General features: G+C 62.9%; 27 protein-coding genes. 6 read left to right on the top strand and 21 right to left on the bottom strand.

Going from position 1 to position 23,718, the window contains the following annotated elements; genetic code table 11:
• Positions 1-26: 26 nt before the first annotated feature.
• The 6 genes from HY30_RS05075 to leuC all read right to left on the bottom strand — a co-directional run bounded on the left by HY30_RS05075 (position 27) and on the right by leuC (position 4,112).
• Positions 27-323, bottom strand: a complete 297-nt coding sequence (locus HY30_RS05075; protein WP_034737774.1) for a putative quinol monooxygenase — start codon at positions 321-323, stop codon at positions 27-29.
• A complete protein-coding gene (locus tag HY30_RS19950; RefSeq protein WP_155839251.1) occupies positions 320-487 on the bottom strand; it encodes a hypothetical protein in 168 nt (55 codons plus the stop codon). The genes HY30_RS05075 and HY30_RS19950 overlap by 4 nt, the downstream gene beginning before the upstream one ends.
• 24 nt (positions 488-511) lie before the next feature.
• Positions 512-1,141 (bottom strand): 3-isopropylmalate dehydratase small subunit, encoded by a 630-nt coding sequence (gene leuD, locus HY30_RS05070; RefSeq protein ID WP_034737771.1) that lies wholly within the window; start codon positions 1,139-1,141, stop codon positions 512-514.
• 9 nt (positions 1,142-1,150) lie between these two features.
• A complete protein-coding gene (locus HY30_RS05065; protein WP_034737769.1) occupies positions 1,151-1,999 on the bottom strand; it encodes a VOC family protein in 849 nt (282 codons plus the stop codon).
• Positions 1,996-2,631: a glutathione S-transferase family protein gene (locus HY30_RS05060; RefSeq protein ID WP_081812059.1), complete on the bottom strand. Its 636-nt coding sequence runs from the start codon at positions 2,629-2,631 to the stop codon at positions 1,996-1,998. The genes HY30_RS05065 and HY30_RS05060 overlap by 4 nt, the downstream gene beginning before the upstream one ends.
• Before the next feature lie 83 nt (positions 2,632-2,714).
• Positions 2,715-4,112, bottom strand: a complete 1,398-nt coding sequence (gene leuC, locus HY30_RS05055; RefSeq protein WP_034737765.1) for a 3-isopropylmalate dehydratase large subunit — start codon at positions 4,110-4,112, stop codon at positions 2,715-2,717.
• A 217-nt stretch (positions 4,113-4,329) separates the two neighbouring features.
• On the opposite strand from leuC, the gene HY30_RS05050 reads away from it, so the two are divergent.
• Positions 4,330-5,481 carry an ATP-grasp domain-containing protein gene (locus tag HY30_RS05050; protein WP_034737763.1) on the top strand — a complete coding sequence of 384 codons (1,152 nt, stop codon included), beginning with the start codon at positions 4,330-4,332 and terminating at the stop codon, positions 5,479-5,481.
• A 2-nt stretch (positions 5,482-5,483) separates the two neighbouring features.
• Here the strand turns inward: HY30_RS05050 and HY30_RS05045 are convergent, their stop codons facing one another.
• The gene (locus HY30_RS05045; protein WP_034737753.1) at positions 5,484-6,479 is read right to left on the bottom strand and encodes an NAD-dependent epimerase/dehydratase family protein; all 996 of its coding nucleotides are present in this window, start codon (positions 6,477-6,479) and stop codon (positions 5,484-5,486) included.
• Between the two features lie 92 nt (positions 6,480-6,571).
• Between HY30_RS05045 and HY30_RS05040 the strand changes: the two genes are divergently transcribed.
• The gene (locus HY30_RS05040) at positions 6,572-7,480 is read left to right on the top strand and encodes a LysR family transcriptional regulator (RefSeq protein ID WP_034737750.1); all 909 of its coding nucleotides are present in this window, start codon (positions 6,572-6,574) and stop codon (positions 7,478-7,480) included.
• Positions 7,481-7,540: 60 nt separating this feature from the next.
• Here the strand turns inward: HY30_RS05040 and rplS are convergent, their stop codons facing one another.
• Positions 7,541-8,128 carry a 50S ribosomal protein L19 gene (gene rplS, locus HY30_RS20650; RefSeq protein ID WP_034737748.1) on the bottom strand — a complete coding sequence of 196 codons (588 nt, stop codon included), beginning with the start codon at positions 8,126-8,128 and terminating at the stop codon, positions 7,541-7,543.
• Complete coding sequence (trmD, locus tag HY30_RS05030) at positions 8,115-8,849, bottom strand: tRNA (guanosine(37)-N1)-methyltransferase TrmD (protein WP_051614861.1); 735 nt, start codon at positions 8,847-8,849, stop codon at positions 8,115-8,117. The genes rplS and trmD overlap by 14 nt, the downstream gene beginning before the upstream one ends.
• A 93-nt stretch (positions 8,850-8,942) precedes the next feature.
• On the opposite strand from trmD, the gene HY30_RS05025 reads away from it, so the two are divergent.
• Positions 8,943-9,437 (top strand): hypothetical protein, encoded by a 495-nt coding sequence (locus HY30_RS05025; RefSeq protein ID WP_034737746.1) that lies wholly within the window; start codon positions 8,943-8,945, stop codon positions 9,435-9,437.
• Here HY30_RS05025 and HY30_RS05020 read toward each other — a convergent pair.
• Positions 9,434-10,192: a GGDEF domain-containing protein gene (locus HY30_RS05020; RefSeq protein ID WP_051614860.1), complete on the bottom strand. Its 759-nt coding sequence runs from the start codon at positions 10,190-10,192 to the stop codon at positions 9,434-9,436. The genes HY30_RS05025 and HY30_RS05020 overlap by 4 nt on opposite strands.
• Before the next feature lie 215 nt (positions 10,193-10,407).
• Between HY30_RS05020 and HY30_RS20320 the strand changes: the two genes are divergently transcribed.
• Positions 10,408-10,845, top strand: coding sequence for a hypothetical protein (locus HY30_RS20320; protein ID WP_206741413.1), 438 nt, complete (start codon positions 10,408-10,410; stop codon positions 10,843-10,845).
• 56 nt (positions 10,846-10,901) lie between these two features.
• Here HY30_RS20320 and HY30_RS05010 read toward each other — a convergent pair whose 3' ends face one another.
• A complete protein-coding gene (locus tag HY30_RS05010; protein ID WP_034737745.1) occupies positions 10,902-11,513 on the bottom strand; it encodes a hypothetical protein in 612 nt (203 codons plus the stop codon).
• A 54-nt stretch (positions 11,514-11,567) separates the two neighbouring features.
• Positions 11,568-11,888, bottom strand: coding sequence for a DUF6614 family protein (locus HY30_RS05005; protein WP_034737744.1), 321 nt, complete (start codon positions 11,886-11,888; stop codon positions 11,568-11,570).
• A 135-nt stretch (positions 11,889-12,023) separates the two neighbouring features.
• Here HY30_RS05005 and HY30_RS05000 point away from each other — a divergent pair, with 135 nt between their 5' ends.
• A complete protein-coding gene (locus HY30_RS05000) occupies positions 12,024-12,773 on the top strand; it encodes a glycosyltransferase family 2 protein (protein WP_034737743.1) in 750 nt (249 codons plus the stop codon).
• A gap of 14 nt (positions 12,774-12,787) precedes the next feature.
• On the opposite strand, the gene HY30_RS19065 is transcribed toward HY30_RS05000, so the two are convergent.
• The 8 genes from HY30_RS19065 to HY30_RS04955 all read right to left on the bottom strand — a co-directional run bounded on the left by HY30_RS19065 (position 12,788) and on the right by HY30_RS04955 (position 21,246).
• Positions 12,788-14,383, bottom strand: a complete 1,596-nt coding sequence (locus tag HY30_RS19065; RefSeq protein WP_051614858.1) for a beta/gamma crystallin-related protein — start codon at positions 14,381-14,383, stop codon at positions 12,788-12,790.
• 77 nt (positions 14,384-14,460) lie between these two features.
• A complete protein-coding gene (gene rimM, locus HY30_RS04990) occupies positions 14,461-14,997 on the bottom strand; it encodes a ribosome maturation factor RimM (protein ID WP_034737742.1) in 537 nt (178 codons plus the stop codon).
• 42 nt (positions 14,998-15,039) lie between these two features.
• On the bottom strand, positions 15,040-15,756 hold the full coding sequence (locus HY30_RS19060) for a beta/gamma crystallin-related protein (RefSeq protein WP_051614856.1): 717 nt from the start codon (positions 15,754-15,756) through the stop codon (positions 15,040-15,042).
• 161 nt (positions 15,757-15,917) lie between these two features.
• Entirely contained in the window at positions 15,918-16,376 is a 459-nt protein-coding gene (gene rpsP / locus HY30_RS20645) for a 30S ribosomal protein S16 (RefSeq protein WP_034737741.1), read from the bottom strand.
• A 33-nt stretch (positions 16,377-16,409) separates the two neighbouring features.
• Positions 16,410-16,724: a chorismate mutase gene (locus HY30_RS04970; protein ID WP_034737740.1), complete on the bottom strand. Its 315-nt coding sequence runs from the start codon at positions 16,722-16,724 to the stop codon at positions 16,410-16,412.
• The gene (ffh, locus tag HY30_RS04965) at positions 16,725-18,203 is read right to left on the bottom strand and encodes a signal recognition particle protein (RefSeq protein WP_034737738.1); all 1,479 of its coding nucleotides are present in this window, start codon (positions 18,201-18,203) and stop codon (positions 16,725-16,727) included.
• Between the two features lie 188 nt (positions 18,204-18,391).
• A complete protein-coding gene (locus tag HY30_RS04960) occupies positions 18,392-18,982 on the bottom strand; it encodes a GNAT family N-acetyltransferase (protein ID WP_034737736.1) in 591 nt (196 codons plus the stop codon).
• Between the two features lie 104 nt (positions 18,983-19,086).
• Positions 19,087-21,246, bottom strand: coding sequence for a prolyl oligopeptidase family serine peptidase (locus HY30_RS04955; protein WP_241765650.1), 2,160 nt, complete (start codon positions 21,244-21,246; stop codon positions 19,087-19,089).
• Positions 21,247-21,355: 109 nt separating this feature from the next.
• On the opposite strand from HY30_RS04955, the gene HY30_RS04950 reads away from it, so the two are divergent.
• Positions 21,356-23,104 carry an amidase gene (locus HY30_RS04950; protein ID WP_034737732.1) on the top strand — a complete coding sequence of 583 codons (1,749 nt, stop codon included), beginning with the start codon at positions 21,356-21,358 and terminating at the stop codon, positions 23,102-23,104.
• Here the strand turns inward: HY30_RS04950 and HY30_RS19055 are convergent.
• The gene (locus HY30_RS19055; RefSeq protein ID WP_051614854.1) at positions 23,101-23,697 is read right to left on the bottom strand and encodes a hypothetical protein; all 597 of its coding nucleotides are present in this window, start codon (positions 23,695-23,697) and stop codon (positions 23,101-23,103) included. The genes HY30_RS04950 and HY30_RS19055 overlap by 4 nt on opposite strands.
• Positions 23,698-23,718: the final 21 nt, after the last annotated feature.

The following is a 23,718-nucleotide window of genomic DNA, read 5'->3' as shown; positions in this document are numbered from 1 at the left end:
TGCCCCGGAACGGTCCGGGAAGGGACTCAGATGGGTTCAGGATCGGCCTCGTAAAGGCGCAAGGAACGGTCCGTAATGCCCAGTTCGGGGAAGAAGGAGCGCCAGGTGGCCATGTGCGCCGTCTTGAAATGCGCCGCCAAGGCTTCGCGGCTCTCCCAGCGCTCGTTCACGCGGATCAGGCCGGGATCCAGCACATCAACGCTATAGGCATAGTCGATACATCCCGCCTCGGCCCGGCTCGCCCGGATCATCTGTTCCATCACGCCCCGCGCCTTCTCCAGATTGGCCGGCGGGATGCGCACTGTCCCCTCGATCAGGATCATCGGGGCGCCTCGGCATCCTCAGCATCATCAACAGGCTCTACAGGCGGCGCCTTCTTCGGCAATGTCGCGTTTGTCTCAGGCTTCATGCTGAACGGGTCATTGTGACAGCCGCCGAGCGCCGTCAGGCACGCCGCAGACAGAAGAACCGATTTCCAGCGCGCCATGACTATCCTCCTGTTTCGCTCGTTTCAGCCCGCGCGTTCGAGCCAGGGCGTCATGTGCCGCCGCTTGGCTTCAAATGCGTCAATCTCCGCCGCAGATGTCAGCGACGCGCCAATCTCGTCGAGGCCGGCCATCAGGTTGGACTTGCGGCCAGCATCAACTTCAAAGCTGTGCACGACACCGTCCGGCGTCGTCACCGTCTGCGTCTCAAGGTCAATCGTGAACACATGGTTCGCCCCGCCGGCCTGCGCCGCCAGCTCAGCGCACACATCCACCGGCAGGCGCACGGGCAGGATGCCGTTCTTGTAGCAATTATTGTGGAAGATATCGGCAAAGCTCGGCGCGATGACACAGGTAATGCCCTGGTCCAGCAGCGCCCATGGCGCATGCTCACGCGACGAACCGCAGCCGAAATTCTCGCCCGCAATCAGGATGTTCGCCTTGGCATATTGCGGCTTGTTGAGCACGAAATCCGGGTTTTCGGAGCCATCCGCCTTGGTTTTCAACTCGTGGAACAGGCCCTTGGAGAGGCCGGTGCGCGTCGTGGTCTTCAGGAACTGTTTCGGGATGATCATGTCGGTGTCGACATTCGACATCAGCTTGCCCTTCTCCATCAGGGGAGCGGCAGTACCAGTGAGGGTCTGAAAGGCTTTCATCTTGTTATCCTAATGCGGGTCATGCGAGATGAACAGGGTCGGCACATTCAGCGTGCCATTTCGAATGGTGAAGACATTGCTTCCGGGCTTGCGCCCCTTGCGCTGTCCGGACACGTCGAAGCCAGCGTCCAGCAGGCGCTCATGCGCCGCCGCCAGATCGGCCACTTCCCATGTCAGGCCCCAGATGGAATCCGCACCGGATATGTCCGGTGTCTCGCCGAGACGGTTGATCACCTCGAAGGTCAGCCCGCCCGTACGGAAGAACAGGAAACGCGTTTTCCATTCCGGCGCGGTCCGGTCGAGCGCAAGGTCAAGCCCAAGGCGCGCGCCATAAAGCGCCGCCGCCCGGTCAGGATTGGGCGTATTGATGACAATATGGTCGAGGCCTGACACAGCATCATCCGGCGCATCGGCCGCCTCGAGTTCGCCCGTCTGATGCTCGATCAGGAACGTGCGCACACCGGCTGTCTCATCGTCTGAACACCGAAAACGCCGCCAGTTGCGCGTTTTGCCTGCAATTTCGCTCGTGCTGTCGCCCGGCATGATCTCGTGCGGCTTCAGGCCACGACGCGTCAGGCGATGATGGGCATGCTCAATATCCCCGGTGCGGAAGGCAAGGCTCTTCAGCCCCGGCCCGTCCTCGGCAATGACCTCGCCGAGACGCTGCGCCATCGGCCCGTCGCCATCCGGGGCCATCAGCTCAAGCGCCGTATTGTTCACGCGGAAGATCGCCGTCGCTGCGCCATCTGCCGAGACCGCCTCCCAGTCAGGCGCACGGCCAAGCAGGGCGGCATAGACCGCCGTGCCCGACGCAATCTCCGGGCAGACCAGAACAATATGGTCCAGCCCCGTGATCATGCCTTGGTGCTTTCCTTCGGCAGCGCCGTGTCGATGCTCTTGAAGCGGGGCAGGGCCTCGACGCGCGACATCCAGCGGCGCACGTGGGCGAACGGAGCAAGGTCTATCTGCGCCTGGCCGGAATACGCGACGACACCATAAATATCCACGTCAGCAATGGTGACCCCGCCGCCAACGAGCCAGTCGCGCCCTTCGAGCAGACCGTTCAGTTCCTTCAGGGCATTGGTCGCACTGGCCAGATTGGCCGCGACGACCTGCTCGGGAAAATCAAAGAAGCCCAGCTTCTGGGCGCGGGTCCGGAAAATGCCGATGGACAGCTGGCCCGTGCCCCACAGCTGCCACTCGCGGGCCCGCAGACGCTCGGCCCGGTCCTTGCCGCCGAACTGGCCGGTCTCGTCGGCGAGATAGTCGAGAATGACGGAGGACTGGCAAAGGCAGATGTCCTTCTCGTGATCCTCCAGCACCGGCACCTGGCCATAACGGTTCTTGGAGAGGAAGGCGTCGGCCTTGTGCGCGCCCGAGCGCAGGTCGACATGCTCGTAATCATAGGGCGTGCCGGTCAGGTTCAGCATCAGGCCAACCTTGTAGGTCGGCCCTGAGGCAAACATGCCATGCAATGTGTATCGGGTCATGTCGCGTTTCCTCGCTTGATTGGCCTCATTATGTGCGAGGACCGTGCACTTTGAAATCGCCGTATCTGGCGTTGCCCGAGCGGTCAGCCCAGCACGCCATTGATCGCCGCGCGCGCCGCCAGCGCCGGACTCATCAAATGTGTCCGCCCGCCCCGGCCCTGACGGCCTTCGAAATTGCGGTTCGAGGTCGATGCGCAGCGTTCGCCCGGCGACAGGATGTCCGGGTTCATGCCAAGGCACATGGAACAGCCCGGCTCACGCCATTCGAAACCGGCTTCCATCAGGATGATATCGAGCCCTTCGGCCTCGGCCTGCGCCCGCACAAGGCCAGAGCCCGGCACGACCATGGCGCGCACGCCCTCGGCCACATGATGGCCCTTGGCGACATCCGCCGCCGCCCGCAGGTCCTCGATCCGGCTGTTCGTGCACGAGCCGATGAAGACCCGCTGCACCGGCGTTCCGGCAATCGGCACGCCTGCCTCAAGACCCATATAATCGAGCGCCCGCTCGGCGGCTGCGCGCTTGACCGGATCGGCAATCTCTTCCGGCACAGGCGTCTTGCCCGACAGCGGGATCGCCTGTTCCGGGCTCGTGCCCCAGGTGATGGTCGGCTCAACCGAGGCGCCATCAATCCGGATCACCGTATCCCAGGCCGCATCGTCATCGGAATAGAGTGTCTTCCAGTAGCTGGTCGCCACGTCCCACGCGCCAGCCTTCGGGCTCGCCGGGCGGCCCTTCATGTATTCGAATGTCTTTTCATCCGGTGCGATCAGGCCAGCGCGTGCGCCGCCTTCAATGGCCAGGTTGCACAGCGTCATGCGCGCTTCCATCGACAGCGCCTTGATCGCCTCGCCGCGATACTCGATCACATAGCCCGTGCCGCCCGCCGTACCCGTCTGCGCAATAATGTGCAGCGCGAGATCCTTGGCGGTCACGCCGTCGCGCAGCTTGCCCGTCACTTCCACGGCCATGTTCTGCATCTTGCGCGCGCGCAGCGTCTGCGTGGCCAGTACATGTTCGACTTCCGACGTGCCGATGCCATGCGCCAGCGCGCCAAAGGCGCCGTGTGTCGACGTGTGGCTGTCACCGCACACGATGGTCATGCCGGGCTGCGTGCGGCCCTGCTCTGGGCCCACAACATGCACGATGCCGTTGCGGATATCACCCATGGGGAAATATTCGATGCCATACTCGGCCACGTTCCGCGTCAGCGTTTCCAGCTGGTTGCGCGCTTCCGGATCCTTGACGCCTGCAAGGCCGGCCGCCTGGTTCTCGGTCGGCGTATTGTGATCGGCCACGGCCAGCGTCAGGTCGGTCCGGCGCACCTTGCGGCCAGCCAGCTTCAGCCCGTCAAAGGCCTGAGGGGTCGTTACTTCATGAATAAGGTGCAGGTCGATATAGAGCAGGCTCTCGCCTGAAGCCGCATCCGTGTGGACGACATGCGCGTCCCAAATCTTGTCATAAAGTGTCTTGCCGGCCATTGATCCTGCCTATCCTCGTGTTCGCGGCGCACCATAGCGATAGATATGTACGATGGAAGCCCGGTCTACTGCCCGACTGAGCCTGGCATATCCCCAAACGCGAAAAATTCGCCGGATCTGTAGTATTGGCACGCCATTTGTACAATCCGAAGGGAACGCTTTGTCCCTTGTCTCGAATTGGGCCGACGCAAATCAAGTCTGAGCCGGAGGCCAATCCATGCAGCTACCCGACAGCCCCGCCACCCGCGTGATCCCGCTTCGTGCAAAGAGCCCGGCCTCCCGATTCAAGATCGTCTTCGTCATGCATGGCGAAAGGCGCGGCCGGACAGTCGCAACAGACCAGGCCTTCATGGACCGGTTGAAGCAGAGTGACCCGGAACTGGTTGGCCAGACCCGGATCCACCGGACCGGCAGCGGCCCATTCGATTTCCGGGATGTCGGCCTGATCGTGTTCTGGCTGGGTGATCCGCTGCGCCAGAAATACCCCAAATGCTATGCCGAAGCTGTCCAGATCGAGGCAACGGCCAGCCTCTATGGCATCCGCGTTCTGAATTCCCCTTTTGGACTCAGCAACACATCCAAAGCCGACCAGGCCCGGATCTGGAGCGAGACAGGCATGCCCAGCGCCTATGCCGCGCGGGCACAATCCGCAGATGACCTGCCTGCAGTGGCCAGCGAGGTCGGTTTCCCCTGCATCATCCGGTCAGACGATGTCCATTGCCAGCGCGACGTCGTGATCGCGCGCAGTGAAGCTGACGCCCGCCGCGCAGCCGCAACCTGCGTGTTCCCGGCCGCTGTCATCACCTTTGTCGACATACAGGGCGCCTGGCGGGCGACCGGCGCCGAAACCAGCCTCTTCAGCCAATACCATCACAAGGCCCGCGCCTTTGTGTTTGGCGGCGAGGTCAAGGCCAGCCATCTCTTCTTCTCGACCGATCCGATTGTCGGCCTGTCGACATCTGTCTTCGCCCGCGAAGACACGCCGCGCCGCAACTTCACCCGCCGTTTCGGCCTCGGCGCCCGTCTGGTCAGCCGCATGATCGACGCAGACCTCGCGCATTTCGAAGCGCCTGTCGCCCACGCCGATGAACTCGTGAAAGCCGTCGCTGCCCTGGGGCTCGACTTTGCCGCCGTCGATTACAGCATCCTGCCGGATGGTCGCCCGGTCATCTGGGAAGCCAATCCCTATTTCTACCTGCCTTCAGGCCAGCAAAGCGTCTTCTCTGCCGAGCGTCAGGCCGTTCGGCGTGTCGAGGAGACTTTCGACTGGATGGCCACACAGATCAAAGCGGAATATGCGCGCGCCCTCAGCGCCGGCGACAAATCCCTAATGGAGCCGGAAACCGCCCTGCTCAGCGTCGCAGGCTGACATCAGCCGACGGCCAGGCCCAAAGCACGCGAAGGGGCGTCAGGCAGGCATTTCAGGCCGCGCAGGGTCTCCCGCAGGGCTTCGTCCACAGGTGTGTGAGGTTCACTGCCAAGCCGGCTGACCAGCCGGGAATTGTCGAGCCGGACCGGCACCTTCCAGAGATATTGCATCTCGGCCATTTCCCGGAAAAGGGGCACAAATGGCTTCAGGACATGCAGCAACGGCCACGGGAAACGCCTGATCGGTGCATCCGGAACCCCGCCGGCAATCCGGAGGCGTTCGGCGATCTCACGGCCGTCCTCGAACCAGTGCCCGTTGAAATGAAACGTCTCGAATGTCGCCAGTTCGTCATTCCTGTCGACAAGGCGCGCCACGGTCTCGGCGAAATCGGGCAGATAGGCCCAGGCGTGACCGACGCCCGGCTTGCCCGGATGGGTAATCGAACGCACGGGCTGTCCCGGCTTGATCATGCCCTGCGCGAACCATGAATTGCCGGTATTGGGCCCGAAAAAGTCGCCAGCGCGCACGACAAGTACATCAACGCCGGTCTCCGCTGCCCGACGCAGACGCGCCTCCATCTCCACACGTATCGCCCCCTTGCGCGTTGTCGGATTCTGCGGGGACGTTTCGCGGAGCAGGGGGAATGCATCGGGCCCGTAATTATAGACCGTGCCCGGCAGCACGATCCGGGCCTTGTTCGCCCGCGCCGCAGCAATCGTATTATCAATCATGGGCAGGACCAGCTTGCCCCAGTTCCGGTATCCCGGCGGGTTCACCGCATGCACGATCAGGTCGGCATTCGTCGCCGCCATCAGCACATCGGCTGCTTTCATCGCATCGCCCTGGATCCAGTCAGCATCCGGCATCTGCGAAGATACATCATCCGGGCGCCGGTGCATCGCGCGTATCTGCCAGCCATGCGCCCTCAGGGCCCGGGCAATTTCGAATCCGGCGCCGCCTGTTGCGCCAAGGATCAGGGCTGTTCGTGTGTGGGTCATGTCGATCTCCTGTTTGGGTGTCAGGCAGAAGAATGAAGCAGGCGCCCGCTAAAAGAAATTGCGGTAATATCTATAGTCGCTAAACATTATTTATGGATCAGGCTTCACTTTCATGGGATCACTGCCGCTCCCTGCTCAGCGTTTACCGCACCGGCAGCCTGTCAGCGGCCGCCCGCGCCCTCGGTGTCACCCAGCCGACGATTGCCCGCCATGTCGAACAGCTCGAAAGCGTTCTCGGCGGCGCGGCCCTGTTCACCCGGTCGCCCCAGGGCCTGACCCCGACAGACGCCGCCGAGGCCCTGATGCCCCACGCGCTCGCCATGGAGGCCTCTGCCGCCGCCATGATCCGCGCCGCCTCAGGCCCGGATGATGCGCTGGCGGGCGCAGTGCGCATCACGGCCAGCGAAGTGATCGGCATTGAAGTCCTGCCATCCATCCTCGCCACGATCGGGGCCGAACATCCCCGGCTTGCCTTCGAACTCGTGGCCTCGAACGAGACCGCCGACCTGCTGCGCCGCGATGCCGATATTGCCGTACGCATGGTCCAGCCGAGCCAGGGCGCGCTGATTGCCCGCAAGATTGGCGATATCGAACTCGGCATGTTTGCCCGCCGCGATTATCTGGACCGGCGCGGCACACCCGCCTCCCTGGATGACCTCTCCAGCCATGCCCTGATCGGTTTCGACCATGAGACAACCGGTGTTCAGGGCCTGCGCGCCAAAGGGCTGGACCTTCATCGCGACATGTTTTCCCTGCGCACAGACAGTGACGTTGCCCAGTTCACGTGCATCCGCGCCGGGCTCGGCATCGGTATCTGCCAGGTCGGGCTGATCGCGCATGATCCGCGCTTTGTCCGCCTGTTTCCGGGCGAGATGACATTCTCGCTCGAAACCTGGGTCACCATGCATGAGGATCTGCGCGGCAACCGGCGCATACGCCTCGTCTTCGACCATCTCGTCGATGGGCTCACGCGCTACATGAAGCAAGGGGCCGGGGCCTGAACGAAAAACGCCCCTGCCGGACGGCAAGGGCGTTTTTGAAATCGTGAAAAGGCGGGAAGCCTATTCTTCCGGAGCAGCCTCTGGCGCTTCAGCCGCAGCGGCAGCTTCTTCAGCGGCCTTGGCTTCGGCTTCTGCGGCAGCAGCAGCGGCCTTTTCGGCCTCAAGCTTTGCCTTGGCAGCGGCTTCGCGGTCGGCAGCGGCGGCTTCCTTGCGGGCAACCTTCTCTGCGTCCTTCTGACGGCGGCGCTCGGTTTTCGAGACAGCAATCTCGACAGCCTCGATGCCGTGGCCGGTCGTCCGCTCGGCAATACGGGCCGACTTACCGCGACGGTCGCGCAGGTAGTAAAGTTTCGCACGGCGCACGCGGCCCTTGCGCTTCACTTCGATCGACTCGATCAGTGGCGAGACCAGCGGGAAAACCCGCTCGACGCCTTCACCGAAGGAAATCTTGCGAACCGTGAAGCTCTCGCTCAGGCTGCCGCCCGAACGGGCAATGCAGACGCCTTCGAAGCGCTGGACGCGCTCACGGTCGCCTTCCTTGATCTTCACGTTCACGGCAAGCGTGTCGCCTGGCGAGAAAGCCGGGATTTTTTTGTCGCCGAGGACGCGGACGCGTTCTTCCGCCTCAAGCTGCTCAATCATGTTCATCGCCATTCTCCGGCGGTTGGAATTCGGGGGTCTTGGAGTAAGCGGCGTATAAATCGGGACGGCGCTGCTTTGTCAACGCCTTTGCGCTGTTGCGACGCCATTCTTCTATACGTTTATGATCGCCGGACAGGAGAACTTCAGGCGTAGGGCGTCCTTCCCACGCGCGGGGCATTGTATAATGCGGGTGTTCCAGCAGGCCCTGCTCGAAGGATTCCTCCGTCAGCGATGCTTCATTCCCGGCCACGCCGGGCAGCAAACGCACCGTCGCCTCGATGAAAGCCATGGCCGCAACCTCACCGCCGGCCAGAACAAAATCGCCGAGCGAGACCTCTTCCATGCCGCGTGCTTCAATCACACGCTCATCAAGCCCCTCGAACCGGCCGCAGAAAAACACGACGCCCGGCCCGGCGGCCCAGTCGCGCGCTTTTTGCTGGTCAAACGGCTTGCCGCGCGGGGAGAGATAAACCAGCGGCCGCCCCTCCAGCGCCACGCTATCAATCGCCGCCGCCGCCACATCCGGCCGGATCACCATGCCCGCGCCGCCACCTGCGGGCGTGTCATCCACATTGCGGTGCTTGCCGACACCAAAGCCGCGCAGGTCTATGGTTTCCAGCGCCCACAGGCCCTTCTCCTCGGCGCGCCCCAGAATGGAGACGCCGAGCGGCCCGGGAAAGGCTTCCGGTACAAGCGTGATGAGCGTGGCCCTGAACATGCCGCGCATCTAGCCCACTCCCGTCACCGCGTCACCCCACCTGGCCGTTGACGCACGCGCCTGCCCGGCGCTTGATACGAGCAAAATAACGGGGGGATACAGATGACACTCGATACTGTCGCCACCATTGCCAACATCATGGCCTCCGGCGCCGTGGTGCTGACACTGGTCTTCATCGGCCTGCAGCTTCGCCAGAACGCGCACCTGACCCGCATGGCGGCGGCTCAGACCTCGGCCCAGCTCCTGTCGGCCAATATGGGGCGCGTCACCGAAAGCGCCGATCTCGCGGAAGTGCTCTCACGCGAAGACGGCCTCAGCAGCTGGACCCGCGCGGAAGCCCTCCGCGTCTCCAACTTCCTCAGCATTTCCTTCCGCCATTTCGAAGTCCTGCATACGCATCGTCGCTTCGGCGTGTTCGAGGATGAATTGTGGGAGGGTTCCGAAGCGCGCCTGAGGGAATCGCTCAGCGATCCCGACATCCGCGAATGGTGGGCCGGAAGCCGGATGTTCTATGCCCGCAGCTTCGTGAAATATGTCGACAGGCTCGCCGCCGAACTCGAGGTCGCCCAGGCCATGTCCACGATGGGACGGGATTAGGCCGCCAGTTCCACCGCGCGGCGGGCGGTCACCTTGTTGCGCCCGCTATTCTTGGACTGGAAGAGCGCCGCATCGGCGGTCTCAAGGGCCAGGTCGATCTGCGCACCCGGCTTCAGCAGGCAGGTCCCAAAGCTCGCCGTGATCGAGAAGTCCTGGCCCCTGCATTCCAGATGCAGCGAGGCGATACGTTCACGAATGCGCTCGCACACGAGGGCGGATTGTTCCAGCGTCACATTGCTGAGCAGGATCACGAATTCTTCCCCGCCCCAGCGACCCAGCCGGTCAAACGGGCCGCGAAGCTCGGCAAAGGCGGCGGACGCGACCTCCTGCAGGACAAGATCGCCTGACTTGTGACCGAACCGGTCATTGATGCATTTGAAATGATCGAGGTCGAACATGACCAGGCCGGCGGTCTGATGGGTCCGGCGCATGCGTTGCACCTCGTCTTCCAGGGCCTGCTTGAAGAAGCGTCGATTATACAGCCCCGTCAACGGATCGGTCGCCGCCAGGGCTTCCAGCCGCCGCTGATAATTCTTCAGGCGGAACTCATGCTGGGAGGCGATGACGCCCGTCGGAAGCGCCACACAGGCCGAGATGAGCAGGTTGGTTAAAACGAACGCACGCGGATTGGTCGGCACGCCCAGCTGGTACATCATCATCGAAAAGGTGAATGACAGGCAGAGGGCCGTTATCGCGACGAACGCAAAAAACAACAATGAATCAAAGACGTCACGACTGCGATTTGAGATGGGCATCCTGTCCTCTCCGTTTGGGCCTTTCTACAGCCTACAAGCGAATATCCCGCGAATCCGGGTACGGGATTTGCTGCAGGTCCGTTTACCAACCGGCAATGTTTGAACAGCCATTCCGGCCACCTTCCACGAAAACACTGGAACATGTTGCGACTTCGGGTCTTACTCGCACAGACGCTGCCTATTCTTGTGCAGGTCGGTTTTCAGGAGAAAATAGTATGGATACGACGAAGCGACACTTGCTGATGGGTGGCTCTGCCGCCATCCTCGCAACAGCCCTCAGCGGCTGCGGCACCCTTCTTTACCCGGAACGCAAGGGCCAGAGCGGCGGCCGTATCGACCCGGCCGTGGCCATCCTGGACGGCGTCGGCCTGCTCCTGTTCCTCATTCCGGGCCTGATTGCCTTCGCCGTCGACTTCTCGAACGGCACAATCTACCTCCCCGGCGGTCGCCGCGCCGAAAAGGCCGATGATCTCTCGGAAGTGAAAATGACCGCCGCGCTGACGAAGCCGGAAGTCGACCGCATCTGGACAGAAAACTACGGCCACGCAGCCCCCTTCGAGCTGTCCGAGCTCAACCGCCGCCGCCTCAGCGACAAGTCGATGACCCTCGACACGGTCGCCACTCTTGCCCGCAACGATTTCGCGCGCATCTGATCTGGTCAGGAAGCTGCGGATTCGTCTGCAGCTTCCGCCGCCCCCCAGCCGTCCGCTCAGTCGCCCAAGGGCTCGCCGGGTTCCTTCGCCTTGCGGATATCGGCCTGCAAGACCTTGAGCCGCTCGTGATAGTGCTCGCCTTCCCCGAATTCCTCGAACCCCGCATAGCGCGCATGCGCGCCGATCACGCGCCGCGCCTGCTTGATCGGGCACCAGTATTGTTCGGTGCGTGAGCCCACCTCCCGGACATAGGCGATGACCCCGTTCACATAGGAACAATAAGCGCAGTTCAGTTTTTCGATCATGTTCAGGTAGGCAAGGCCGCTCCGGTCGAACACGAGGTAGCGGTGACGCCGAACCTGCGGAATGCCGTAAACGCGAAAGCAGATGGCCTGGTAGATCGACACCCAGAGGTCGACGATCACAAACGGCACGATCAGGGAATAGATCACCGGCGCTGACAGCAAGACCAGCGGCCGCGCACTGAACAGGTAGCGCACGACATGCGTGCGCAGCTCGCGATGCCTTCGCACCACTTCCTGTTCGAACAATACCTTTCCGCGCTCAAGGCCATACTGCAGCCCCGCCCGCTTCTTGGCCATTTCGGCTTCCAGCTCGATTTCGAGCGCGTGAAGTTTCGCGGAGATCTGATCTATCGGATTTGTCATGCCCACTTTGTTGCGCTCCTCCCGCGACACTGACAAGCACAGGCTCGGCGCGCTTCAATCCGGCCAGTCGCGGAACAGGCCGAACTTCACATTGGTCACCATCGCATTCGCCGTGAAGTGCAGCGTGTCCGTCTCGCCTTCGCGGCTGGCGGCGGCCCTGAAGGCCATGTCGAGCTGGGCGAGGTCGCGCGTCTCGATCATGATGTGGAACTCGCGCACATCGTCCGGCCTGAGGCCCAGCTTGCAGCGCATCATCCGCCAGCTTTCGATCCGCCCGGCATTACGCATGTGATCGAGAAAGGCGGGCAGGGCGCTCGCGAAAGCGCGCTCGTCGGTTCCGGGCTTCAGGTCAAACCAGATATGATAGACGTCCAAGGGCTTTGCCTTTCGGGCATATAGGAATGGCTTCGTGCACGCTCCGGGCTGTCTACGTGCTTTTTCCGTGCTTTTATCCGTACATTCTGAGGGCGTAAATTGCGCTGACAGGACATGTTCTATACGGGAGGATGAATGGCAAACACTCCGGCCCTTTCCGTCCTGATTCCCTTCTTCAACGAGGAAGGCAACGTGCACCCCGTGATCGACGAGATTCATGAGGCGCTGGCCGGAATCGATTTCGAGATCATCTGCGTCAATGACTGTTCGGCCGATGCGACCAGCATGGAACTCGCCGAAGCAAAGGCGCGTCACCCGCACACGGTCGTGGTGCTGAACCATGTGGCCAGGCGCGGCAAATCCTCGGCCCTCTTCAGCGGCCTGAGATCGGCGCGCGGCGAATGGGTCCAGCTGCTCGATGGCGATGGCCAGAATGATCCGCACGACACCGCCCGTCTCTGGGCCGAAATCATCGCGCCCGGCGCCCCGGCGCGGCTCGGCATCATTGCCGGCAAGCGCAACAGCCGCAACGATTCCGGCTTCAAATGGCTGCAGTCACGCGTGGCCAATGGCGTGCGGCGTTTCGTGCTCCGAGACGATGCGACCGACACGGGCTGTGGCTGGAAGCTGATCCGCACGCGGGCCTTCCGCGACCTGCCCTATTTCGCATCCATGCACCGTTTCCTGCCGGCCCTCGTCAAGCGCGCCGGCTGGGATGTGCGCGAGGAACTGGTCAATGATCGCGAGCGGCTCGCGGGCGTGTCGAAATACGGCTTTCTTGGCCGCCTCGGCGCCGGCATCTTCGACCTGATCGGCATGTTCTGGCTCACGCGGCGCGGCGGCTACGGCATTCCCGCCGAATGGAACGACCCGCGCGCCAGCTAAGCCTTCACCGGGACTTATTTTTCGTCACCGCGCAACGACCGGTCACGCGCCCTGATGCCGGCGGGCGAGCGTGGGTCTGCCCTGACTTGCCGCTCCGGCGGTGCCTGAGCCTGTGGACGCGGCTGAGGCGCCACCCTGACAGGCGCAGGCGGAGGCACGGCACGCACTTGGGGCGCCCGGGCCTGCGGTGCTGGCGCTCGCACCTGTGGAGCGGCCTGTACAGGTGCCCGCACAGGCTGGCGCGACTGCATGGCGGGCGTCTGAGGCAGCACACGCTGTGTCTGCTGGCGCTGTGGCTGAGGCCTGCGCTCAACCTGCCGGTCAGGACGGGCGCGTTGTTGATCGCCGCCGCGCCGGTCGCCTGTGTCACGGATGCGTGGCACGTCACGGCGGACCGCATCGCCGCGCGGGCGTTCCTGCCGCGGCGGCTGTACCGTCTTGCTGATCGGGTCCGGCGGCACAAAGCCGCGCTGCGGCTGGCGATTTGGCAAAGTCGTGTCCGGCAGGGACGGTATGGTTCCCGGCCCACCGGCAAGCGCATCGGCGCCACGCCCACCCCCTGGACGCCCGGGCCCGCGCTGGCCCCGGTCGCCCTGCTGGCCACGGTCGGCGCGTGGCTCGTCGCCTCGGCCACCCCTGTCACGGCCCGCGTAGTCATTGCCGCCACGACCGGCATTATCACCGCGATGTCCGCGATCGCGTCCGTCGCCGCGATTGTCCCGGTCACCGCCGACAGGGCGGATCGATGAAATATTGTCGTTGAGGCGGAGGCCGTTCAGCTTGCCTGTCGAGGCATCGATGATTTCGCAGCGCCCCTTGAAATTAGCGTGCTCGCAGACTTCCCACTTGCCGGACTTGATATTCAGCGACGACACATTGTCATTGAAGCGGTAACGGCTGAGATCCCTGACACCGCGATTGATGCCGAGCGATGCGCCCCGCCCATTGGAATCCACATAGAGTGTCGCGTCCGCATCGCGCGCACCATAGTGTCCGCGCAGGGGCCTGGGCTTCCGGTGATAGGGGCGATAGGTGTTGTAGCCACCGCGCGAATAGCCAAAGCCATAGGGCCCGTACCCGGCCAGCGGATCGTAGTATCCGTAAGACCTGTAAGCGGGCGAATAGCCGTAATGGTAGACTTCCACCCGCGTCGTCGCGCCATAGCCATGCGAGTATGTATCATACCCATACTGCGCATCGTCGGCGTACCGGATATAGCCATTCTCATCGCGCACGAACATCAGCCCGTTCTCGGCATCCGTATACTCATAAATAGGCCGCACCGACGACACTTGCCCCTCAAGGCCGTAATAGCGAAGGTCGGGAACGTCCTCGCGGAGGAACACGCAGCGACCGGTGAAATCGCTATGCTCGCAAAGCTCCCAGGCGCCCGACAGCACGGCCACTGAGCGGGCACGGTCATTGAACTGGATATCCGGCAGGGAATAGATCGGGTCGAAAACATTGACGGCGGATCCGGTATAATTCTCGCCGCCAAAGAGGATCAGCGCCGCCTCGTCCTGGACATCGTCATATTGCGCAGCAGCCACGCCAGCTGTGGCGAAGGGAAGGGCGATCAGCGCGCCAAGGCGCAGGAGTGTGGCAAGCATGGCCAAAACCTCTCAGTTACAAATCGTAACATGCGGCATGCCACCTGAACCACTCACAACATGCGCTGCCCGGGCTGCTATTCGTCGGCGGCGGGCTCGCTCCAGCTGGCCAGATCGGGGATATGCACGCGCCCCGTCTCGAAATCGATCTCGGGCACATCTGCCAGCGTGAACGGCACGAACACACTATGGCCACCCGTCACCAGCTGAACTTCCAGCAGGTCATCGGCGCCGAAATTCTGCACTGACTTGACCCGTCCCGCGACGCTCGCCCCCTCAGTGACGACATCGAGCCCGACGAGATCCTCGATATAGAACTCGTCCTCTTCGGCCTCGGGCAGCTGCGCCCGGGCGACATGCAAGAGAGCGCCTTTAAGCGCGTCCCATTCTTCCTTCTGCTTCTGCTCGCGCGTGGCGACGATGAAATGATCATTGCCGGGCCGGGCCGACAGCGGCGTCAGCAGAACCCGCCCATTTGCATCGGTCAGGGGCCCATAGGTGAACAGGTCTTCGGGCTCGGCCGTGAAACTCTTCACGCGTACTTCACCGCGCACGCCATGGGCGCCCTTCAGGGCACCCACAACGATCAGCTTCTCTTCAGGTTTCGACGTCATGCCGCCTCTCTAGCCCTACTCGCGGCCAGAGAGAACGGGTCTTTAGCGCCTCCAGCCGTCGTGGCGATCGTAATCATTGTGCGCCTCATACCGGCTGTCATAGCGCCTGATCGACGAGATATTGTCATTCAGGCCGATCGGTCGCAGGTCGCCCGAGCCCCGCGAGACCACTTCGCAGCGGCCCTTGTAGTTGGCATGTTCGCAGGCAAGCCATGTCCCTTGTGTCACAAGGATCGAGCTGGCCTTGTCGTTGAAGCGGTAGGCAGAAAGGTCGGCAATGTCGCGATTGATGCCAACCTGCTCGCCGCTCATGCCGGCGCGCGAAAACAGCACGACATCCGCGCCGCCATTCGCATATCCCCCATTCCAGCGACCGCGCTCAGCGACACCCCCGCGCCCATAGCCGACCGGACGGATCGAGGAGATATTGTCGTTCAGGCGCAGGTCGCCAAGCCTCGAAACACTGGTGTCGATCGTGGCACAGCGCCCCTTGAAGTTTGCGTCGGAGCAGACTTCCCAAATGCCTGAGCCAATGCTGATCGACGAAACACGATCATTGAAACGAACGCGCGAGAGATCGGGCACAGCCCCATTCACCTCGATGGCCTCGCCTCTGAAATTGCCATCGGCGTGCAAGACAACGCCGCCGTGTCCACCGCGATAGGCGTCACGATGCGGTGCGGCCTGCGCTGGCAGGGCAAGGGCGGCAATAGTGGCGGCGACGAGCGCGCCGTTTCGGTAGTGCGTCAACCTGTTCATAGCGGTCTCCTTTCGGTCAGCCTCATGTCTAGGCTAAGCGAACTGAACCGGGACAAGGTTCCCCGTTGCCTCGCATTCAGGCCGTACGCGAGTGCCACTGCAAACAGAAAAGGCCAGTGCAAACAGCACTGGCCCCTTCAGATTCGATACAGGATCGAAACCTATTCCGAAGCGGCTTCTTCAGCCGGTGCTTCCTCTTCCGCAGGTGCGGCAGCTGCGGCGGCGGCAGCTTCAGCAGCGGAGGCAGCGGCTTCAGCAGCAGCCGTCGCCTTGTCGGCACGCTCTTTCACGCGCTCCTGGGCTTTCTTGCCTGGCTCACCTTTTTTCGGGTTATTGCCGGCGGCCCATGTGTAGATCGGTGCGGATTCGCCTTCGAGCGTGATCTGCGACAGGAAGCGGCCGACGCGCTCGGTTGGCTGAGCGCCTTTCTTGAGCCATTCAGCCGCTTTCACGCCGTCGATCTTGACGCGCTCGCCGGAGTCTTTTGCAAGGCGCGGGTCATAGACGCCGATTTTCTCGATGAAGCGACCGTCGCGTGGCGCGCGGGCGTCAGCGATAACAACCGAATAGAAAGGGCGTTTCTTGGACCCGCCACGGGCGAGTCGGATCTTGAGGGACATTGGGGTTACTCCTGTAAAGTGTCGTCTCTGGAATTAAAGTTCAGCTTCGTCGCTGCGGATCTGCTCATGGTGGCGGATCACTTCCGCCACGATGAAGGATAGGAATTTCTCGGCGAAGGCCGGGTCGAGGCCTGCGTCATTGGCGAGGCGCCGGAGGCGCTCGATCTGCTGGGCCTCACGGCTCTTGTCGGCCGGCGGCATGTTGTGAAGCGCCTTCAGCTTGCCGACTTCCTTGGTAGCCTTGAAGCGCTCCGCCAGCGTATGGACGAGGATCGCGTCCATATTGTCGATACTGGCGCGCAGCTGGTTCAGCTGGAAAAGGGCGAGCGTGTTGTCTGCGTTCGTCATCTATTTCTTCTTTCCCCCAAGGCCCGGAAGGCCGCCGCCCAGACCGGGCAGTCCGCCCGGCAGGCTGCCGGAGCCCATGCCCGGCGGCAGTTGCTGGCCGCCCATGCGCGCCAGATCTGCTGGGGACATGCCGGCCTGAGAGGCCGCGCCCATCATGGCTTTCATGCCGCCCTTGGTGCGCATCTTCTTCATCATGCCGGCCATCTGCTGGTGCATCTTCAGCAGCTTGTTCACTTCCTGCACCGATGTGCCCGAGCCCGCCGCGATGCGCTTGCGGCGCGAGGCATTGAGGACGGCCGGCTTGCGGCGTTCCTGCTTGGTCATCGACAGGATGATGGCTTCCTGGCGCTTCAGCACATTGTCGTCGAGGTTGGCGCTGGCCATGGCTTCCTTGGCTTTGCGCGCGCCGGGCATCATGCCCATGATGCCGCCAAGGCCGCCCATGCGCTGCATCTGGCGCAGCTGGTCGGCCATGTCTTCCAGGTCGAATTCGCCCTTCTTGAGCTTCGCGGCCATGCGCTCGGCTTTTTCGGCGTCCATCTGCTCAGACGCTTTTTCGACGAGGCTGACAATGTCGCCCTGACCGAGGATGCGGCCCGCAACCCGGCCCGCATCGAAAGCGTCGAGGCCGTCGAGCTTTTCGCCAACGCCGAGGAACTTGATCGGCAGGCCGGTAACGGCGCGCATCGACAGCGCCGCACCGCCGCGACCGTCGCCGTCCATCCGTGTCAGCACGAGGCCGGTCAGCGGCAGGCGCTCATGGAAGCGACGGGCGGTCTCGACAGCATCCTGACCTGTCAGGGCATCAGCGACCAGAAGCGTTTCGGACGGCTTGGCGATGGACGCAATCTCTGCGGCCTCGCTCATCATCTGCTCGTCGATCGTCGTGCGGCCGGCGGTATCGAGGATCAGGACATCATAGCCGCCAATCTTCGCGGCCTGCACGGCGCGCCGGGCTATATCCGCCGGCAGCTGGCCTTCGATGATGGGCAGGGAGGAAACATTCTCGCCGCACTGGTCGGCAAGGATCGCCAGCTGCTGCATGGCAGCCGGGCGGCGCACGTCGAGCGAGGCGAGGAGCACGCGCTTGCGCTGTTTTTCCGACAGGCGTTTCGCGATCTTGGCTGTCGTGGTCGTTTTACCCGAGCCCTGAAGGCCGGCCATCATGATCGTCGCGGGCGGATTGTCGACGCGCAGGCCGGTTTCAGCCTCCGTCCCCCCAAGCATCTCGACCAGACCATCATAGACGATCTTGACCACTTGCTGGCCGGGCTTCACCGAGCGGACGACTTCCTCGCCAACGGCGCGGGTGCGCACGCTGTCGATGAAATCCTTGACGACGGGCAGGGCAACGTCGGCCTCGAGCAGGGCCACACGGATCTCGCGCAGCGCGGCATTCACGTCCTTTTCGGACAGTGCGCCGCGGCCGGTCAGACCGTCGAAAATACCGCCAAGACGATCGCTCAAAGCGTCGAACATGTGCCACTCCTTTACCTTTTGCCTGTGGGAACAGACATAGGCGCTCAAACCGAACGCACAAAGCATGAAGCCCCGCTGAGCGAACCTTCGCCGGGCGGGGGGCCTCGCTGACCTCATGGATCAGTCAAAGCGCGCTTCTGTATTTTGCGCGGATGTAGCGGCGCCTAAAGCATGAGGGGCCGGTCAGGTCAAGCCATCTGCATCTCTGCGACCCGGTCCTTCAGGAGGTCGATCGCGGCCCTTATCTCAGCATCCACCAGCGACAGGACGGCCAGATCGGCCCACGAACCGTCCGCGAGGCGCATATAGCGGCGCAAGACCCCTTCATTGCGCGCGCCCAGCCGCTCAAGGGCCCTGATCGCCCGCTCATTGGCCGCCGCGATGGGAAACTCGATCCGGCGCATCCGGGCGCCAAAGGCCCGGCCGATCATCGCCATCTGTGTTGCCACAGGCACCACCGTGCCGCGCATTTCCGGCGGGTGCCAGACATAGCCGATGCCGACACGTCGATGCGTGCGCGATACGTCCAGATAGGCAATCACACCCGCAAAGGCGCCGTCCGACTGTCGCGTGATCGAGAAGGGAATGATGCTTCCCTGCTGTTTCATGGCAAGCATGAAGTCGAAATAGGCATGGAAATTCGTGCCTGTGGGCATGACCGGCAGCCAGTCCCACATGGCTTGCACCGCGCCCGACGCGGCAAGCCGCGCACGGTCACTTTCCTCCAGCAGGTCAAGCCGGACGACGTCGTTATGGAAATCCTTCTCGTCGAGCCGCATGCCCTGAAGGTCTCACGGATTGAAAAACTGACAAGCCCCCGGCGAAAGAATGGCTATGCATTCTTATTCGGAACCTAATCCCTCAGTTAATTCCAAAACAATACTCACTTTGCCTCAAACAGGCGCTCCGAAAGATAGGTGAATTCCAAAGCGGTACGCTTGGCCCGTTCCGTCTGGTTCGCCGCCGCCGAATGGCCCCCATCGATATTCTCGTAATAGAGGAAGGGCAGGCCCGCATCCTCGAACAGCTTCGCCATCTTGCGCGCATGGCCGGGATGCACCCGGTCATCCTTGGTCGAGGTGACGAAGAAGGGTTCGGGATAGGGCCTGGACGCATCGAAATTCTGGTAGGGCGAGATCGTCTCGAGGAAGGCGCGCTCTTCCGGCACGTCCGGAGAGCCATATTCGTCCACCCATGAGGCACCTGCCAGCAGCAGGTGATAGCGCATCATGTCGAGCAGCGGCACCTGCACCACGACCGCATTCCAGAGGTCCGGCCGCTGGTTCAGCATCACGCCCATCAAGAGGCCGCCATTGGACCCGCCCATGATGCCGAGATGCGCCGGACTGGTCACCTTGCGGGCAATCAGGTCTTCGCCCACCGCGATGAAATCATCATAGACGCGCTGTCGGTTGAGCTTCAGGCCCGCCTGGTGCCAGGCCGGACCGAACTCGCCGCCACCCCTGATATTCGCCAGCACATAGGCGCCGCCCTGTTCCAGCCACAGCCGGCCCGTGACGGGGCTGTAGCCCGGATTCATCGACACCTGGAACCCGCCATACCCATAGAGGAGCGTCGGCGTGCTGCCATCGAGCTTCATCCCGGTCTTGTGCACGATGAAATAGGGGACCTTCGTCCCGTCCTTCGACACCGCGAAGAACTGCTCCACTTCGAGCCCCGACGCATCGAACTTGCCCGGCAGGCTCTTCACGGTCGAGACCTCGCCGCTGGCAATGTCATAGCCGAGCAGGGAATCCGGCGTCAGGAAGTCCTGATAGGTCAGGAACACGGTCTCTTCATGCTCATCAGCAAACACGATTCCCGCCTGCCCCGTGCCCGGCAGCTCCAGCGCGCCCGTCGTCCAGCCATCCGCGCCCGGCTCCAGCCGCAACACGCGGCTTGCCACATTGTCATTGATCGAGAGCAGGGCCGCGCCCTTGGCGACAGCCACGCCATTCACCGCCTGCGCCGCATTCGGCCGGAAGACGAGGCTGACCTCCGGCAAGGCACGCGTCTCCAGGAACGCCTTCACGTCAAAGGCCACAAGATCGCCCGTCCTGAACGCCGTATGCTGGCCCTCCGGCGCCCAGTCTTCCTCCAGCGACAGGAGGAACTGCCCCTTGTAGATGCCTTCCGGCGAGGATTTCAGCGGGATAGGCCAGCGCACCGGCTCGGCTTCGCCCTCAGGCAGCCACCAGAAGGAATGGGTAAAGAAGGTCTCCGACTTCACCGCCCCCTGCAGCACCCGCCCGTCTTCCAGCTCCATCACCGATGGCCATACGCCTACATGGTCCTTCGTACCGCGGATCACTTCCTCGGCCTCCGACAGCGGCGTTCCCCGCTTCCAGCGTTTCACGATGAAAGGATAACCGGACGCCGTGACCGTGCCTTCGCCCCAGTCCGAAGCGATCAGCAGCGTATCAGGATCGACCCATGAAATGCCCTGCTTGGCCTCTGGCGTAACGAAACCATCCTCAACAAAGGTCTTGGTCTCAAGGTCGAACTCGCGATTGATCACGGCATCCTTGCCGCCATCCGACAGCGACACGAGGCAATGGCGCACGGGCTTGCCTTTCTCGCGCAGGCAATTGGCGCCCGTATAGACCCAGTTGCGGCCTTCGTCGGCGGCCAGCTTGTCGAAATCGACAACCGTCTCCCAGTCCGGCGCGTCGGTCGCATAGCTCTCAAGCGTGGTCCGGCGCCATAGGCCGCGCACGTTCACATCGTCCTGCCAGAAATTGTACACCATGCCGTCGCGCACCGTGCCATACGGGATGCGCGCATCCGATGTCAGGACATCCAGGGCTGCCGCTTCATATTTTGCATAGCGCGGGTCAGCCTGCAGCTCGGCAAGGCTGCCTTCATTCTGCGCGCGCACCCATTCCAAAGCTTTCTCGCCTTCAACCTCTTCGAGCCAGAGGTTGGGATCGGTCTCGGCGGCTTTCGGGCTTTCAGCAGGGGCGTCTGGCAATGCAGTCTCCATTTCGGGTGTCTGTGTGCAGGCAACGATCGCCAGGGGCAGAAGCGGAATAAAAAATCGCATCAGGGCTCCTCGCATGGGAAATTGGGCCTCTTTCAAGTTTTGACTCGTCGCCTGACAGGAATGCACGACATAATGGGGCGGTTGAGCGATGGCAAACAGGGGACAACACATGGACAGGATATTCGATACGAACGCGCCTTCGCGGCGCAGCCTCCTCATGGGCGCAGGCGCTGGCCTCGCCGGTCTTGCCGCCGCTGCCTGCTCACGCAAGCCGGAACCGGCTCCGGTGCCCGAGGGCATCACGGCCACAACCATCCGCGACGCCGAAGAACTCGCCGGCATCACCTACACGGATGCCGAGCGCGCCCAGATGGTCGCCGATCTGGAATCCCGCCTCGGCGCCCTCAAGCAATTGCGGGAAGTGGACAAACCGAACAGCCTCGCCCCGGCGACCGTCTTCGATCCACGCCTGCCCGGCGTCGATTATGGCCTGACAGATACGTCCAGCGTCAGCGTCATGCCCTATGTCAGTGCCGCCATGCCGGGCGAGGAAGACGTCGCCTTTGCCTCGCTGACCCAGTTGCGCACATGGCTCTCTGCGGGCGCGATCTCCAGCCGCGAACTGACAGAGCTTTACCTGAAGCGGATTGAAACCTTTGGTCCCAAACTCGAATGCTTTGTGACGGTCATGGCCGGGCGGGCCCGGCGCGAAGCCGATGCGATGGACGCCGAGCGCGCAGCCGGCAAGGTGCGCGGCCCCCTGCATGGCATTCCCTATGGCCTGAAAGACCTGTTCGATGCCGAAGGCGCCCCGACGACCTGGGGCGCCGCACCCTACAAGACCCGCGCCTCTGAGGGCGACAGCGCCATCGTTCGCAAACTTGCCGAGGCCGGCGCGATCCTGCTGGGCAAGACCACATGCGGCGCGCTGGCCTATGGCGATGTCTGGTTTGGCGGTGTCACGCGCAACCCGTTCGATATCCGCGAAGGCTCGTCCGGGTCCAGCGCGGGCTCAGCCAGCGCCACGGCCGCAGGCCTCTGCGCCTTTTCAATCGGCACCGAAACGCTTGGCTCACTGGTTTCACCAGCCATGCGCTGCGGCGTCACCGCGCTCAGGCCTACCTTCGGCAGGGTCAGCCGGGCAGGGGGCATGGCGCTTTGCTGGTCGCTCGACAAATGCGGGCCGATTGCCCGATCTGTCGAAGACTGCGCGCTTGTCCTCGACGCCATCAATGGCTTCGATCCCGCCGATGCCGGCTCTATCGCTGCCGGATTCACCTATGACTTCCGCACACCCATCACAGGCCTGCGCCTCGGCATTGATCCGGCCTGGCTGGAGGCGGCAACGCAGACGGAGAGGAACGCGATCGACGTCGCAAAGGGCCTCGGCGCCAAACCCGTGCCTTTCACCCTGCCCGACCTGCCATCCGATCCGCTCTCCCTGCAGCTCACCGCTGAAGCGGCGGCCGCCTTTGAAGATCTCACACTGTCAGGCCGCGATGACGAGCTGACCTGGCAGGATCCGGAAGCGTGGCCGAACAGCTTCCGCGGGGCCCGCTTCATCAGCGCTGTCGACCTGATTCAGGTGGATCGCCTGCGCCGCCTGTGGATGCAGGCCATGCAGACGGCCTTTGCGGATGTGGACGTTGTCATTGGTCCCAGCTTTTCGAGCGGCATGCTGACGCCAACGAACTATACCGGTCACCCGTGCCTGGCGATGCGCTGCGGCTTCGACACGACAAAGCCCCGGACGCTATTCGACTCCGAAGCCAATCCTGACGCGCCGACGGCCCGCACGCCGGTCGCCATTTCGCTCTGGGCGCCGCTTTTCCGGGAAGGGCCGATGCTCGCTTTCGGCCGGGCGCTCGAACAGGCCCTTGGTGTCGCAACCGAGCGGCCGCCCCTTCAGGCCGGCTAATCTTTCTTCCATGGGCCCAGCCGCTCGAACGTGACGCGTTCGACGAGCAGGGCGCGGCTCTTGTCGGGCACGACGGGCCGAATGCCGAAATAATCGACCCCCTGATTGCCTTCGATCAGCGGGACGTCATAGTCGAAGCTGAAGTCATTGAATCCGGGCTTGAGGTCGAAAATCTTCCAGCCTGATTCTCCGACCCGACCGGCGGAATAATTCAGCGCGATCTGCATGGCGCCCTTATCTTCGGCGGGGCGCGCCCGCACGGTCGTGCGCACCGTCTGGCCTGCAAACTGGATTTCGATATCGGCGGCCAACCGGAAGTGGGGCCCAAGCTCCGGCTCATCACGCAATGCCCCCGCATCCGCCTCGATCAGGAGGACACGCTTGCCATCCGGCCCGTCGACCAGTTCGGTCTTTGCATTGCCGCCCGCATATATCTTGTGGAGATAGTTCCCCTCGACGACGATCTTGTCATAATGGACACCATCGCCTGTAACGGTGCCTGACGGGAGGGCGCCAATAGCTGGACGGATGGCAAAAAAGACCATCAGGCAGACAACAACCAGCGCGGCCGGGAAGAAAAACCTGTCTCGCATGCGACGCGTCCTTTGCTACCG

Origin of the sequence: Hyphomonas chukchiensis (genome assembly GCF_000682695.1) — a bacterium.
GTDB classification, from domain to species: Bacteria; Pseudomonadota; Alphaproteobacteria; order Caulobacterales; family Hyphomonadaceae; genus Hyphomonas; species Hyphomonas chukchiensis.
Note: the sequence above shows the minus strand (reverse complement) of the source record. Positions and strands in the feature narration are given on the sequence as shown.

Bases quoted from the DNA above. Each gene is read 5' to 3' on its own strand.
- HY30_RS05075 (WP_034737774.1), bottom strand. From the start codon at position 323: ATGATCCTGATCGAGGGGACAGTGCGCATCCCGCCGGCCAATCTGGAG.
- HY30_RS19950 (WP_155839251.1), bottom strand. From the start codon at position 487: ATGGCGCGCTGGAAATCGGTTCTTCTGTCTGCGGCGTGCCTGACGGCG.
- leuD (WP_034737771.1), bottom strand. From the start codon at position 1,141: ATGAAAGCCTTTCAGACCCTCACTGGTACTGCCGCTCCCCTGATGGAG.
- HY30_RS05065 (WP_034737769.1), bottom strand. From the start codon at position 1,999: ATGATCACGGGGCTGGACCATATTGTTCTGGTCTGCCCGGAGATTGCG.
- HY30_RS05060 (WP_081812059.1), bottom strand. From the start codon at position 2,631: ATGACCCGATACACATTGCATGGCATGTTTGCCTCAGGGCCGACCTAC.
- leuC (WP_034737765.1), bottom strand. From the start codon at position 4,112: ATGGCCGGCAAGACACTTTATGACAAGATTTGGGACGCGCATGTCGTC.
- HY30_RS05050 (WP_034737763.1), top strand. From the start codon at position 4,330: ATGCAGCTACCCGACAGCCCCGCCACCCGCGTGATCCCGCTTCGTGCA.
- HY30_RS05045 (WP_034737753.1), bottom strand. From the start codon at position 6,479: ATGACCCACACACGAACAGCCCTGATCCTTGGCGCAACAGGCGGCGCC.
- HY30_RS05040 (WP_034737750.1), top strand. From the start codon at position 6,572: ATGGATCAGGCTTCACTTTCATGGGATCACTGCCGCTCCCTGCTCAGC.
- rplS (WP_034737748.1), bottom strand. From the start codon at position 8,128: ATGAACATGATTGAGCAGCTTGAGGCGGAAGAACGCGTCCGCGTCCTC.
- trmD (WP_051614861.1), bottom strand. From the start codon at position 8,849: ATGCGCGGCATGTTCAGGGCCACGCTCATCACGCTTGTACCGGAAGCC.
- HY30_RS05025 (WP_034737746.1), top strand. From the start codon at position 8,943: ATGACACTCGATACTGTCGCCACCATTGCCAACATCATGGCCTCCGGC.
- HY30_RS05020 (WP_051614860.1), bottom strand. From the start codon at position 10,192: ATGCCCATCTCAAATCGCAGTCGTGACGTCTTTGATTCATTGTTGTTT.
- HY30_RS20320 (WP_206741413.1), top strand. From the start codon at position 10,408: ATGGATACGACGAAGCGACACTTGCTGATGGGTGGCTCTGCCGCCATC.
- HY30_RS05010 (WP_034737745.1), bottom strand. From the start codon at position 11,513: ATGACAAATCCGATAGATCAGATCTCCGCGAAACTTCACGCGCTCGAA.
- HY30_RS05000 (WP_034737743.1), top strand. From the start codon at position 12,024: ATGGCAAACACTCCGGCCCTTTCCGTCCTGATTCCCTTCTTCAACGAG.
- HY30_RS19065 (WP_051614858.1), bottom strand. From the start codon at position 14,383: ATGCTTGCCACACTCCTGCGCCTTGGCGCGCTGATCGCCCTTCCCTTC.
- rimM (WP_034737742.1), bottom strand. From the start codon at position 14,997: ATGACGTCGAAACCTGAAGAGAAGCTGATCGTTGTGGGTGCCCTGAAG.
- HY30_RS19060 (WP_051614856.1), bottom strand. From the start codon at position 15,756: ATGAACAGGTTGACGCACTACCGAAACGGCGCGCTCGTCGCCGCCACT.
- rpsP (WP_034737741.1), bottom strand. From the start codon at position 16,376: ATGTCCCTCAAGATCCGACTCGCCCGTGGCGGGTCCAAGAAACGCCCT.
- HY30_RS04970 (WP_034737740.1), bottom strand. From the start codon at position 16,724: ATGACGAACGCAGACAACACGCTCGCCCTTTTCCAGCTGAACCAGCTG.
- ffh (WP_034737738.1), bottom strand. From the start codon at position 18,203: ATGTTCGACGCTTTGAGCGATCGTCTTGGCGGTATTTTCGACGGTCTG.
- HY30_RS04960 (WP_034737736.1), bottom strand. From the start codon at position 18,982: ATGCGGCTCGACGAGAAGGATTTCCATAACGACGTCGTCCGGCTTGAC.
- HY30_RS04955 (WP_241765650.1), bottom strand. From the start codon at position 21,246: ATGCGATTTTTTATTCCGCTTCTGCCCCTGGCGATCGTTGCCTGCACA.
- HY30_RS04950 (WP_034737732.1), top strand. From the start codon at position 21,356: ATGGACAGGATATTCGATACGAACGCGCCTTCGCGGCGCAGCCTCCTC.
- HY30_RS19055 (WP_051614854.1), bottom strand. From the start codon at position 23,697: ATGCGAGACAGGTTTTTCTTCCCGGCCGCGCTGGTTGTTGTCTGCCTG.